Source organism: Brevundimonas intermedia, from assembly GCF_027922165.1.
Classification (GTDB): domain Bacteria; phylum Pseudomonadota; class Alphaproteobacteria; order Caulobacterales; family Caulobacteraceae; genus Brevundimonas; species Brevundimonas intermedia.
In genome coordinates this window covers 576,367-588,877 of the sequence record NZ_BSFD01000002.1, presented here as the reverse complement: position 1 = coordinate 588,877, position 12,511 = coordinate 576,367, and the positions used below count along the sequence as shown (strand labels likewise).

The following is a 12,511-nucleotide window of genomic DNA, read 5'->3' as shown; positions in this document are numbered from 1 at the left end:
CGCAACATGACTCGTTTTGCGCTGAATTTGCCCATTCTTCGTACATTTCTGCGACTTTTTAGTTGCAGACTGTATCTCACATGCCTAACAGGGTCACAGAACCGATGCATTCGATGTATCGGTGGTATATACCGTCGTTATCAAGTGTCAGTCCTAAGTATTGTACAATACTGTTTGTGAATGAGGCGTATGCGTACTCGTAAATCCAATCTCCTTTCGTCGACTGTGGTTGGCGGAATTGCGGCAGCTTCGCTGTCAATATTTGCTGTATCTGGCGCTGTGGCCCAGGATGCTGCTGTTACCCAAGGTAACAGCGATGCGCAGGCTGAAGACTCGGCCAGCGTCGACGACATCGTCGTCATCGGCTCGCGCATCCGCCGCGACAACTACAACGCCCCGTCGCCGACCCAGGTCGTGACGCGCGAGGAGGCGACCCTGCAGGGCTTCGCCTCGACCACTGAGGCGCTGCAAAGCACCGCCGTGACCGGCGGCACCTCGCAGATCAACAACTCGTACGGCGGCTACGTCACCAACGGCGGCCCCGGCGCCAACACCATCGGCCTGCGCGGCATGAGCCCGAGCCGCACCCTGGTGCTGCTGAACGGCCGTCGCGTGTCGCCGGCCGGTTCGCGCGGTTCGGTCGGCGCGGCCGACCTGAACGTGCTGCCGACCGCCATCATCGACCGGGTCGAAGTGCTGCGTGACGGCGCCTCGTCGGTCTATGGCTCGGACGCCGTCGCCGGCGTGGTCAACATCCAGACCCGCAACAACTTTGAAGGCGTCACCTTCGAGGGCCAGCGCAACGAGCCGCTGGAAGCCAATGGCGCGGGCGGTTCGACCCGTCTTTCGCTGACGGCGGGCGCCAGTGGCGACCGCTGGCGCGCCGCCGGTTCGGTCGAACGCTATGAGCGTGACGAACTGACCCTGCGCGACCGTGAGTTCACCCGTTGCCAGACCGACGGTTTCCGCAACGACCAGGACTATATCGACCCGCTGACCGGCCAGTCGAAATGCTACCCGATCACCACGACCGGCTCGAACGGCGTGACGATCAACACCGTCGCCCTGGGCGTGGAGGGCGCACCGAGCGCCAGCGGCGCCCGGACGTTCGTCGGCACGGCCGGCGTCGGCGCGCCCGGTTCTGTCGGGACCGTGTTCAACCGTTGGCGGCCGAACGCGGGCGTCGCCGGCGGCGTGCCCGGGTTTGAGGGCGTGGGCGGGCCCGGCAACGACCTCAACGTTCGCGACACCTTCGAAGACCGTATGCTGAACCAGTCGCTGATCTCGCCGGTCGAGATCACGACCCTGTACGGCGAAGTCGGCTACGATCTGCAAGCCCTGGGCAATGCCGAGATCTACGGCGAAGCCCTGTTCAACCAACGCAAGTCGTCGCAGACCGACTATCGTCAGCTCTCGCTGGACTATGCCAAGGGCAGCCCGCTGATCCCCGACAGCCTGGCGTTCAGCACGATTTCGGCCGATCAGGGTCTTAACAAGGGTGCTGACGTCGGCGCCCGCGCCTTCATCGGCTTCGGCAATGACTATTCCGAACAGGAAGTCGACTTCGGTCGCTATGTCGTCGGCATCAAGGGCGACTTCTTCCTGCCGGAATGGCGTTACGACGCCTACGCCAGCTATTCGCGCTCCAAGTCGACCTACACCAGCGAACAGTTCCTGACCGATCGCATGATCGAGTCGCTGGACGTGGTGGAAACGGCCCCTGGCCAGTTCCAGTGCGCCGAACTGGCTTCGAACCCCGGCTGCGTCGCCGCACCCGCCCTGAACGCCCAGACCATCGCCGGCGCTCTGCCGCAGGATTGGGTCGACTATGTCTTCCGTCCGGTGACCGGCACGACCGAGTTCATCGAGAAGGTGGTCAGCTTCGGCATCGACGGCCCGCTGTTCAGCCTGCCCGCCGGTCGCGTCATGGGCTACTTCGGCGCCGAATGGCGTGAGTCCGAGATCGACGACACCCCGGGCCTGGATAGCCAGCTGGGCAACACCTACAACTTCTCGACCTCGGCCATTACGCGCGGCTCGGACTCGGTGAAGGAAGTGTTCGGCGAAATCGAAGCGCCGCTGCTGGTCGACCTGCCGGGCGTACGCGAACTGACCCTGAACGGTTCGTTCCGCTACACCGACTACGACTCGTACGGCGACGACACGACCTACAAGGTCGGTCTGGTCTATCGCCCGATCGATTGGGTCACGGTTCGCGGCACCTACGGCACCTCGTACCGCGCCCCGGCGCTGTTCGAACAGTTCGTCGGCGCCACCACCGGCTTCCTGTCGAACACCAACGACCGCTGCAACAACTACGGCGCGCCGGGCGTGAACCCGAACCGCGTCGCCAACTGCACGGCCGAAGGCCTGGCGAGCGACTTCCTGTCGACCACCAGCGTCGAAGTGATCACCGCAGGCGGCGCCGACGCCGGTCTGGCGGCCGAAACCTCGACTAACATGACCGTCGGCCTGGTCATCCAGCCGCCGCTGCCCTCGGGCTGGGGCGATCTGGCCTTCGCCGTCGACTATTACGAGATCGAGGTCGAAAACGGCGTGTCGCGCACCGGCGCAGGCGAAATCCTGACCCGCTGCTATGATTCCAACCCGGAAGACTTCGCGGCCGACGCCGGCTTCTGCCGCCTCGTCACGCGCGATGCGGCTGACAACAGCCTCACGGTCCGCGACAGCTACGTCAATCTGGCGACGGACAATGTGAAGGGGCTGGATTACACCGTCCGTTATCGCAAGGACGTCGGCCCGGGCACGGCGCTGTTCAACCTGGCGATCACCCAGTACACGGAAATCTCGAACAAGCTGTTCGCCGAAGATCCGCTGGAAGACTACACCGGCATGATCGACAATCCGGAGTTCACCGGAACGGCCGACGTCTCCTACGCCTGGGACAAGTGGCGCGTGCGCTACGGTGTCGAATGGATCCAGGGCACCGACAGCTACGAGTACTACGGCGAAGATCCGGCTACGTCGGACTACGACCTGGCGACGGACGATTACTGGCTGCACAACACCTCGGTCCAGTATGCGTCCGACGGTTGGACCGCGACGCTCGGCGTCCGCAACCTGTTCAACGACAACCCGCCGACCATCTCGTCGGGCGTGTACAACCGGGTCGGCAACGCCCCGCTGTACTCGGGCTACGACTACCTGGGCCGCACGGCCTTCGTGAACCTGACCAAGTCCTTCTAAGGATCACTCGGTTCTAGAATGAATGAGGCGGCGGACTTCGGTCCGCCGCCTTTTTCTTTGGTGAGTGCGTCTGGGTTGTTGTGGAGCGTCGCATCGCGTTACGCTCTGTCCTTGTTTGTGCGGGGGCGACGATGGCTTTTGGGCGTATTCTCTTGTGTCTGATGATCATGGCGATCGGCGGGGCAGGCCCGGCGGCGGCCGCCAGCGAGGCGGAGGTTCGTATCCGGACCGGCCAGGATGGACTCCATGTTCGCTATCGCCTGGCTGAGCCGACCTCGCGACTGGTTTTCGCCAACGACCACACGATCCGAACGCTTTGGACAGTAGAGACGCCCGGACTGCGTCTGGAGGAGGACGCCATCGTTTCGGAGCAGCCCTTCTCTGAGTTCGACCTTGTGATTGCGCCTGATGCCGCGGAATTGGATCGGATCTACATGGGGTTGGTCCGGGTCGGAGATGGCTGGATCGCGCACGGCCCCGCCTTGGCGCTCGAGGGTATCGAGACGGTGTTGGCGGTCGAGCTCGCGCCCGGCGAGGCCGTGCTGCCGGAAAAGGGCGGTATCGAGGGGGCGGTTTATGTCGGGCCCGCTGATGTAATCCTGTCCGAGAAGGGCGCTCTGGTGGTGACGGGGGCGGGGGTCGCAGAGGCGCTGTCCGCGCCGATGCGGGAGGCCTTTGTTGAGGCGCGGGTCTTCTATGGCGCCAGACTGGATCTGACGCTGCCCTATACGCCGACCCTGGTCATCACCGCCGACAGTCCCGGGCCGTCAGGTTTCCGTGGCGATGTCAGCGATACCGGCCTCATCTCCACGCGTTTTCATGGCGACTGGAGCGGGCCTCAGGACGATACGAGGCCGTTCGTGAAGAGCTTCGTCTGGCATGAAAGTTTCCATCTGTGGAACGGCCACGGCGTCGCGTTGACCGACGGAGACTCGGCGCCCTGGTTGCACGAGGGCGGGGCGGAATATGCCGCTGTGCTTGGTGCGGTCAGCACCGGGGATATGACCGAAGAACAGGGCCGCGCCTCTTTGACGACGCGGCTGAACGGGTGCCGGTCCTTTCTCGGATCAAAGACACTGAATGGACGCGGTATCCGCAACGGAAGCGCCGTCTATGACTGCGGCGTTCTGATCCAGTGGTTGACGGACATGGAACTGCGCAAGGCTGGCAAGCAGACGGTGATGGACGTTTGGCGCGAAATCTTGACGACCGGCCGGCGCAGCGGAGGATATGGCGTCGCTGAATTTCGCGCCTGGCCTGAGGCGAATGCGGCCGTCTCACTGGTGATGGATGGGGCGGGGGAGGGACGATGGGGCGGGATCGAGGCGCGGCTTGCCGCACTCGGGGTCGTTCTGGAGAACAGGCCAAGCGACGATGATTACCGCCAAGCCGTTTTGTGGCATCTCAACAGCCAGAACTGCAGCAATGACGGTGCGGGCAAGGGCTATTACACGACGCGAGAGGGCATCAAACTGGACACGGGCGACACGTGTGGCGTCCTGTCGGGAGATCCTGAGATCGCGACCATTGAAGGCTTCGACCCCCTCGCCGAGGTCAAACCTATGTTCGACGCCGTGACGGCGCGGTGCGCGACAGGCGAGCCGGTGCGATATGGTCTTCGGAGCGGCGGTGTGGTGGAGGCGCTTTGCGCCGCGCCTCTGAAAACCCCCGAGGCTTATTTTATCGCCGGGGCTCCGGTGCTTTCCCTGCTTCCTTGATCATTGATGATGGCATCGCCGCTCGCATAACAACAGCTTCTTGACTCCCTCGCACAGTATGTCCCATACACTGTGTGTCACACACTATGTGACGCACGGAGGTGGTCGGTTGAGTCAGGATGAGGAACTGCTGTTCGAGAGTCTGCGGCTGGAGCTGCGGCGCGGGTCTTTGATCCTGGCCGTGCTGGCGAGCTTGCGGCGCGAGCAATACGGCTATTCGCTGCGGGTCGCGCTGGGCGAGGTCGGGGTCGAGATGGAGGAGAGCACCCTCTATCCGCTGCTGCGCCGGCTGGAGAGCCAGGGGCTGCTGGACAGCGAATGGCGCGAGGAGGAGCGGCGCAAGAAGCGGTTCTACCGCCTGTCGCCGCGCGGGGAGGCCATGCTGGCGCGGCTGGCGGCCGAATGGCGGGGCCTGTCGGCCTCGCTGGAGAAGATGCTGTGAACATCGGGAAAGAGGGAGAGCGTGGGATGGACCTGGTTGAATCCTATCTGAAGGCGGTGGCGGCGCAGCTGCCCAAGGCGACGCGCGACGACATCGTCGCCGAGCTGCGCGACGAGATCATGGGGCGGCTCGAGGCGCTGGAAGAGCGGCTGGGCCGGGCGCCCAGCGACGACGAGGTCGAGGCCCTGCTGCGCGAGGTCGGCCATCCGTTGACGGTGGCGGCGCGCTATCGCGCGGGGCCGCAGGCGCTGATCGGGCCGGAGCTGTATCCGTGGTGGCTGTTCGCGGTGAAGACGGCGCTGCTGGTCATGGCGTGCGTCACCCTAATCGGGTTGGTGGTGCGGGTGTTCAGCGGCGACCTCTATGCGGGGCAGGCCATCGGTCAGGCCTTTGGGAGCCTGTTCAGCGGGGCGATGACGGTGATCGGGGTGTTGACCCTGATCGGCTTCGTGCTGGAGCGGCAGGAGAAGAAGCCGGACTTTATCGCCAAATGGCGGGTCAAGGATCTGGGCCTGTTCGAACTGGGCGGCGACATCGACGCCGAGACCTGGGGCGAGCGGTTGGCGCGCGGCGGGGCGGCGTCGGGAGCCGCCAAGCCGGGACCGGCGGTGAAGAAGAGCGCCGAGATGTCGCCGGTGGCGCGGGCGGTGTCCAGCGCCATCGCCTGGGCGGTGCTGCTGCTGTGGTGGACCGGGCTGCTGCCGGTCGCCTCGATCCGGCCGGACGAGGTGGCGGGGGTGCTGGATGGCGTCGACTACGGCCGGATCCTGGCCGAGGTCGTGGCGGCGGCCTATTGGCCCGTGACCCTGTTCGCGGCGGCCAAGGTGGTGTTCGACCTGATGCGGGCGGCGTCGGGCGGCGATGTGCGGCTGACGGCGCTGGGCGATATCGGATTTGGGGCGGCGGCGGCCTGGGGCCTGCTGTGGCTGTGGTTCTGGTCGCCGCTGAGCCCGGTGATCTGGGTCGGGACGGTGACGGAATTCGTGGACCGGGTGCGGGACCTGTTCGATCGTTCGGCCGGCGACGGCGGTGAACTGGCGACGATCCTGATGATGATCGTGGTTTGGGCCTTTGTCGGCGAGATCTGGCGGATGGTGCGGGCGGCGGGGCGGTTGGTCGCGGGGAAATAGACGGCGTTGAACCTCCGGCCGCGCCCACCGTTGCTGTCCATCGGCGGCGCTGGGCGGCCGGGGGCGAGAGCGACTGAGTGACTTTACAACAGGGTTTGGCCTTCGGCCTGGTGGGCCTGACGGTCGCAGTCTTCATCTGGGGGCGGTTCCGCTATGACCTGGTCGCCGTCGCGGCCCTGGTGGCGGGGTTGGCCATCGGGGTGATCCCGGCCGAGGCGGCGTTCGAGGGGTTCTCCAACGATGTGACGGTGATCATCGCCTGCGCCTTGATCGTGTCGGCCGCCTTCGCCAAGTCGGGCATCGTCGAAATGGCCCTGAAGCGGATCATGCCGTATCTGAAGACCGAACGGTCCCAGGTGCCGGTTCTGACTACGGCCGTCACCCTGTTGTCGATGGTGACGAAGAACGTCGGCGCCCTGGCTATCATGATGCCGGTCGCGCTGCAGGTCAGCCGGCGCACGGGGACCAAGCAGTCGCGGCTGCTGATGCCCATGGCCTTTGGCGCCATGGCGGGCGGAATGGTGACCCTGGTCGGGACCGCGCCCAATATTCTGGTCGCCGAGGTGCGCCAGGACATGATCGGCGAGCCGTTCCAGATGTTCGACTATGCGCCGGTGGGTCTGATCCTGACCGGCGTGGCCCTGGTGTTTCTGGCCTTCGGCTATCGGCTGCTGCCCAAGGACCGGACGGGGAGCATCGGCCTGTCGGCGGCCCTGTCGGCCAACGCCTATCTGACCGAGGCGCGTGTTCCGGACGACTGGACCCTGGAGGTCAGACCGATCAGCGCCCTGAGGGCCATGGCGCCGGACGATATCCAGGTGATGGCCCTGATCCGTGACGGCAGGCGCAAGACCCGGCCGCGCGGCAACACCCTGGTCCGGGCCGGGGACACCCTGTTGATCAAAGGCGATCAGGAGGCGCTTGAGGAATTCATCGTCGCGACCAAGCTGAATCTGGTGCGCGGCGACCGGCCGGTGCTGCTGGAAGAGGCCAAGGACGAGGTCCATCTGGTCGAGGCGGTGATCGGGGCGGACTCGTCCCTGACAGGCCAGTCGGTGCGGTCGCTGGACCTTTACGGCCAATATGGGCTGAACCTGCTGGGCGTGTCGCGCAGCGGCTATGAACTGACGCAGCATCTGCGGACGGCCAAGCTTCAGGCCGGGGACGTGCTGCTGTTGCAGGGCTCGGAATCGGGCCTGCCGGCGCGGCTGGCGACCCTGGGCCTGCTGCCGCTGGCCGAGCGCGAGATGCGCCTGGGCGGCAAGCGGCGCAAATTCCTGCCGGCCGTGGTGCTGGCGGCGGCCATGGTGATGGTCGGGTTCGGCCTGATCCCCGTGGCCATCGCCTTCTTCGGGGCGGCGGTGGTGATCGTCGCCATGGGCGGGCTGAAGATGCGCGAGGCCTATGCGGCGCTGGACGGGCCGCTGCTGGTGCTGATCGCCGCCCTGATCCCGGTGTCGGACGCCATCCAGCAGACCGGCGGGGCGGATCTGATCGCGGGTGGGCTGAAGTCGGTGTTCCAGGGCATTCCGCCCGTGGTGGCGGTGGCGGGCATGATGTTCGCGGCCATGGCGGTGACGCCCTTCCTGAACAATGCGGCGACGGTTTTGGTGGTGGCGCCCATCGCCGCGACCCTGGCCCAGCAGTTGGGCTATCGGCCCGACCCGTTCCTGATGGCGGTGGCGGTGGGGGCGGCGTGCGACTTCCTGACCCCCATCGGGCACCAGTGCAATACGCTGGTCATGGGGCCGGGGGGATACAAGTTCTCGGACTATCCCAAGCTGGGGGCGCCGCTGAGCCTGCTGGTGCTGGTGATCGGTCCGCCGGTCATCCTGCTGTTCTGGCCGATGTAGGACGCGCCGGTCCCCGCGCGCTGGGACCGGCGCTTAACGGCTGTCAGATCGAACGGGTGGTCGCGACGGCGCAGGTCAGCCGGCCGTTGTCGTTCTGGATCTGGGCCCCCCGGCAGCTGCGGACGCTGAGGGTCGAAGAGACCGACTGACCGTCCTTGGCGATACAGCGCGCGCGCAAGCGGTCGCCGTTCAGGCTGATGCTGCGGCAGGTCTCGCGATAGGCGCCGACCGGCAGGGCGCGACCAGAGGCGGCCGGTTCCGGGCTCGGACGGTCCTGGGCCGTGGCGGTGAAGGCGACCAGGCCGGCGGCCCCCACGGCGGCGGCGAGGGTGGCGCGGGTGGAAAGAGACAGTCGTATCAAGGCGTAGCTCCCGTTTTTCTATTTGCGCCTCTGCGGGCGAAAAACGAGGTTATGCCTGTCTGGGCCTGTGTCCAGCCCTGATCGCGATCAGGCTCTGGGACGTTACCAGCGCGGCGAGACGTGGGCCGGCCCCTTGAACACCGCATTGGCGAACAGGGGCTTCAGCCCCTCCAGATAGCCGCGCACCGTCGGGTCCTGGGTGAAGGCGATCAACTGGCCCGATCCGAGCGTCTCGACCATCACGACCGGCTTGAAACCGAGCTGGGCCTGGTTCTCGGCCCACAGCTGGCCCGAGGCCAGCAGCCGGTCGGAGCCTTCGAAGCGGACGGCGTTGACGCCCTCTCCGCGCATCAGCGGGGCGTAGATGTCGGCGCCCCGCACCAGGACATTCACCTCGGACGGCAGGCCGGCGCCGATCCAGTGGTCGGGATCGACATGGGCGCGGGCCAGGACGCCGGCGACCGAGTCCGGGCCGTGGTCGCTGTGGGCCAGCAGGGCGGCGTAGTCGGTATGGTTGGCGATCCGGGCGGGGCTCTCGGGCTTGTCGTCATCCTTGCTGGAGGCGCCGGTCTCGCGGCGGGAGGCCAGCATGTCGCTGTCGGGATCGGTCAGCAGACGGGTGGCGGTTCCCAGGCTGATCAGGGTGCCGCCGCGCGAGACCCAGTCGTGCAGGGCCTTGACCCCGGCCTCGCCAAGGACGGACTTGTAGTCCCGGCCCTCGGGCAGGATCAGGACCTGGTATTGCGACAGGTCGGCCTCGCCGAAGCTGGCGGCGCGGATGGCGGTGACGGGATAGCCCAGGTCACGTTCCATCAGCCAGCGGGTGGCACCAGCGGCGTCCGGGGCGGTCGGGCTGTCCCAGGCCAGGGCGATGCGCGGCGCGCGTAGACGCACCACGTCGCTGGAGCCGAAGCCGGCGCCGCGCTCGACCCAGGACTCGTCCACGCCCACGACCTCGGCGCCCGTGTCGGCGGCGAGACGGTTCAGGGTGGCGACCAGGTCGGCGGGCGCGCCGGCTTTCGGCAGAACCAGGGTGCCGGCGGGCCAGTCACGGCCGTTCTGGGTGAAGGCCTGGTCGGCGGAGCTGATCGTCAGCCCGGCCTGGAGGGCGGCGGCGAGGAAACGCGGTTGGCTCGACCCGGGGGCGACCAGGAAGCCGTAGCGGGCCTCGGCGTTCTGGACGGCGGCGGGCGTGACCAACTCCGGACCGCGCACATCGACAGCGACCCCGGGCGCGCTGTCGCAGCGGGTCGCATCGACGCCGAACATCAGGGGCAGGGACCAGGCGGTGACGTCATAGATCTCGTCGCCCAGGCCGCGCGCGCGACGGCGCTCCTGTTCGGCCAGGAAGGCGGGCGGGATGGGCACGTCGCGGGTCAGCAGCACCTCGGCCATCCGGCGCTGGGGCTGGGCCAGGTTCACCACATAGTCGCCGGCCCGGTACTGGCCCCCGCAGGCGCCGAAGGCCTGGCGCGCGACTCCGACTTCGATGCCCGAACGGACCAGCAGGCCCGCAAGACGGTCCGCCGCCGCCGGATCCGACTCGCGCGACAGGACATAGGCGCCGCGTCCCGCCACCCCGTCGCGGTGGTAGGCGTAGAAGTCGTTCAACAGCCGGTCGTGATTGCGCGAGGCCGTCTCGATGGTGGCCAGGGTGGCGGTCAGGTGGGCGCGGACCGTGTCGGCATAGGTGAAGACCTCGCCCGAACTGCGCCGGGCGGCCAGACCCCGCGCCGAACCGGCTTCGTAGGTCATGGAGACGGCGCCGAGATAGCCGGGCCAGCCGTCGCCATAGCCGGGATAGAAGGCGTCATAGACCTTGCGGTTGAAGTAGGGCAGGCCCGCCGCGTCGAACCGGGCGCCGGTGTTGCGGCCGAACAGGGCGCGGTTCTCCAAGGTGCGCGGCCAGATCCACGGGTTCAGCGGCTCGGCCTCGGGCGGGAAGAAAAAGGTCTCGTCCGAGCCCATCTCGTGGCTGTCGACGACCACCTGGGGCCGCCATTCGCGGACCTGGGCCGAGTGTCCCTGGGTCTCCGGCTGGGTCTGGATGAACCAGTCGCGGTTCAGGTCGAACAGATAATGGTTGTAGCGGCCGCTGGGCCAAGGCTCGTCGCGCTCGGCCGAGGCCGGGTCGGGATTGGGCAGGGAGCCGCGACCGGAGGCGAAGCTGTTGAGGAAACGCTCGCGCCCGTCCGGGTTCTGGGTCGGGACGAAGACGACGACGGTATTGGCCAGCCAGGCCTGGGCGGTCGGGTCGGTCAGCAGGCGGCGCGCGGCCTCCATCGCGGCGTCGGCGGGGCTGATCTCGTTGCCGTGGACCGAATAGGCCATCCACACCAGGACCGGCTGATCCGCGATCAGGGCTGACGCCTGCTGGGCCGAGGTCAGGCGCGGGTCGGCCAGGGCGCGGGACTGGGCCTTGATCTGGTCCAGACGGGCGATGTTGGCGGGCGATCCGACGGCGGCCCAGAACAGGGGGCGGCCTTCCCAGGTCCTGGCGTAGTCGCCGATGACGACTTGGTCCGGAGCGGCGGTCTTCAGCGCTTCGAAATAGCGGCGCACGTCGGCGGCGCGGGTGATCTCCAGACCGCTGTCATAGCCCAGGATCTGGCGCACGGTGGGGACGTCGGCGGGGGTCTGGCGCGCCGAGACGGGCTGGGTCGCGATCAGGGCGGCGGCGCAGGCGCCGGCCAGGGCGAAGGCGAGCGGACGTACGGAAAGACGACGACTGGACATAACTGTGAACCCCCGGGAGGCAGTCACTTTAGTCGGCGCACGGAAAAAGAAAACGGGCTTGACGTGTAACCTATAGGTGATATGTCACCTCAAGGTTACGTCAGGAGGACGGCATGAGCAACAGCGACGATCAAGCGATCCAGCGCGCCAAACTGGAAAGAAACAGGTGCTGGTGGACCGCGCTCGCCCTGGCCGCAGTCGGCGCCGCAGCCATGGTCGGTGGCGGGGGCTTTGCAATCGTGTCTGGCGTAGAGGGCGATCAGGCGACGGCCGCCGGTGTGGCGGCGGGGGTGGGTTTCGGTCTGACGCTCATCGGCGCGATCTGGGCGTGGATCTCTCGTCCCGGCCAGCCGATCGATGTGGCGGGGAGCGGCGAAGGGGCGCGCCGTGACAAGTTGGAGCGGGCGCGCACCCAGCAGCTTGTGATGCTGCCCGTGGTGCTGCTGCTCTTCATGGCGCAGGCGCATCGGGCGATGGAGCGGATCCTGGGCGGGGACCATAATCTGGGCGCCTATGTGCAGGTTCTGCTGCCGGTTCTGTATGGCTGGCTCATCCCGCTTGTCGTCATGGGGTGGGACGCGCACACGCGGAAGCACCGCCGGTTCCTGGAAGACGAATTGACACAGCTGATGCGGGCCAAGTCGATGATCCTGGCGTTTATCGTCCTGATGTCGGGGATTACCTTGGCCTTGGGACTGGGGCTGTGGCGCGCCCAATACGGCATTATGGCCCTGCCCTATGTCCTGGCGATAGGCGGGGCGTCGGCGGGGCTCCGGTTCGCGTGGCTCGATCGGGAGGCGGGGCGGGATGGGGAGTAGTCGGCTGGGGCTGAGGTTGAAGGAGGCTCGCACGGCTGCGGGTCTGACGCAGGCTCAGCTGGCCGACGCCGCCAAGGTGTCACGCAAGACGATCAATACGGTGGAGAACGGGGTCTTCATCCCCTCGACCATCGTGGCTCTGGATCTGGCGCGGGCGCTGAACACGACGGTGGAGGCGATCTTCTATCTGAAGGACTGATCATTGATGTCCGAAAACCGCGAGACATCGTCGGGTCGAGCCGCCAT

The 12,511-nt window shown here is 66.8% G+C and carries 9 protein-coding genes; 7 read left to right on the top strand and 2 right to left on the bottom strand.

Features of this window, described 5'->3' with window-relative positions:
* Positions 1 to 279 precede the first annotated feature (279 nt).
* The 5 genes from PKE72_RS05500 (at position 280) to PKE72_RS05480 (ending at position 8,350) form a co-directional block, all read left to right on the top strand.
* Positions 280 to 3,207, top strand: coding sequence for a TonB-dependent receptor domain-containing protein (locus tag PKE72_RS05500; protein WP_271164366.1), 2,928 nt, complete (start codon positions 280 to 282; stop codon positions 3,205 to 3,207).
* An 80-nt stretch (positions 3,208 to 3,287) separates the two neighbouring features.
* Complete coding sequence (locus tag PKE72_RS05495) at positions 3,288 to 4,925, top strand: hypothetical protein (RefSeq protein ID WP_271164365.1); 1,638 nt, start codon at positions 3,288 to 3,290, stop codon at positions 4,923 to 4,925.
* Positions 4,926 to 5,034: 109 nt separating this feature from the next.
* Positions 5,035 to 5,367, top strand: a complete 333-nt coding sequence (locus tag PKE72_RS05490; protein ID WP_008261789.1) for a PadR family transcriptional regulator — start codon at positions 5,035 to 5,037, stop codon at positions 5,365 to 5,367.
* Positions 5,368 to 5,393: 26 nt separating this feature from the next.
* On the top strand, positions 5,394 to 6,497 hold the full coding sequence (locus PKE72_RS05485; protein ID WP_271164364.1) for an HAAS signaling domain-containing protein: 1,104 nt from the start codon (positions 5,394 to 5,396) through the stop codon (positions 6,495 to 6,497).
* A 77-nt stretch (positions 6,498 to 6,574) separates the two neighbouring features.
* Positions 6,575 to 8,350 carry an SLC13 family permease gene (locus tag PKE72_RS05480; protein WP_271164363.1) on the top strand — a complete coding sequence of 592 codons (1,776 nt, stop codon included), beginning with the start codon at positions 6,575 to 6,577 and terminating at the stop codon, positions 8,348 to 8,350.
* Positions 8,351 to 8,393: 43 nt separating this feature from the next.
* Here PKE72_RS05480 and PKE72_RS05475 read toward each other — a convergent pair whose 3' ends face one another.
* Both PKE72_RS05475 and PKE72_RS05470 read right to left on the bottom strand, forming a co-directional pair.
* Positions 8,394 to 8,711, bottom strand: coding sequence for a hypothetical protein (locus PKE72_RS05475; RefSeq protein WP_271164362.1), 318 nt, complete (start codon positions 8,709 to 8,711; stop codon positions 8,394 to 8,396).
* A 102-nt stretch (positions 8,712 to 8,813) separates the two neighbouring features.
* Positions 8,814 to 11,447, bottom strand: a complete 2,634-nt coding sequence (locus tag PKE72_RS05470) for a M14 family metallopeptidase (protein ID WP_271164361.1) — start codon at positions 11,445 to 11,447, stop codon at positions 8,814 to 8,816.
* Between the two features lie 113 nt (positions 11,448 to 11,560).
* On the opposite strand from PKE72_RS05470, the gene PKE72_RS05465 reads away from it, so the two are divergent.
* Positions 11,561 to 12,265, top strand: coding sequence for a hypothetical protein (locus PKE72_RS05465; RefSeq protein ID WP_271164360.1), 705 nt, complete (start codon positions 11,561 to 11,563; stop codon positions 12,263 to 12,265).
* The gene (locus PKE72_RS05460) at positions 12,255 to 12,464 is read left to right on the top strand and encodes a helix-turn-helix transcriptional regulator (RefSeq protein ID WP_271164359.1); all 210 of its coding nucleotides are present in this window, start codon (positions 12,255 to 12,257) and stop codon (positions 12,462 to 12,464) included. The genes PKE72_RS05465 and PKE72_RS05460 overlap by 11 nt, the downstream gene beginning before the upstream one ends.
* Positions 12,465 to 12,511: the final 47 nt, after the last annotated feature.

What these genes read in the sequence shown, in the direction of transcription:
- PKE72_RS05460 (WP_271164359.1), top strand. Translation starts at nt 12,255, where the DNA reads ATGGGGAGTAGTCGGCTGGGGCTGAGGTTGAAGGAGGCTCGCACGGCT.
- PKE72_RS05485 (WP_271164364.1), top strand. Translation starts at nt 5,394, where the DNA reads ATGGACCTGGTTGAATCCTATCTGAAGGCGGTGGCGGCGCAGCTGCCC.
- PKE72_RS05465 (WP_271164360.1), top strand. Translation starts at nt 11,561, where the DNA reads ATGAGCAACAGCGACGATCAAGCGATCCAGCGCGCCAAACTGGAAAGA.
- PKE72_RS05470 (WP_271164361.1), bottom strand. Translation starts at nt 11,447, where the DNA reads ATGTCCAGTCGTCGTCTTTCCGTACGTCCGCTCGCCTTCGCCCTGGCC.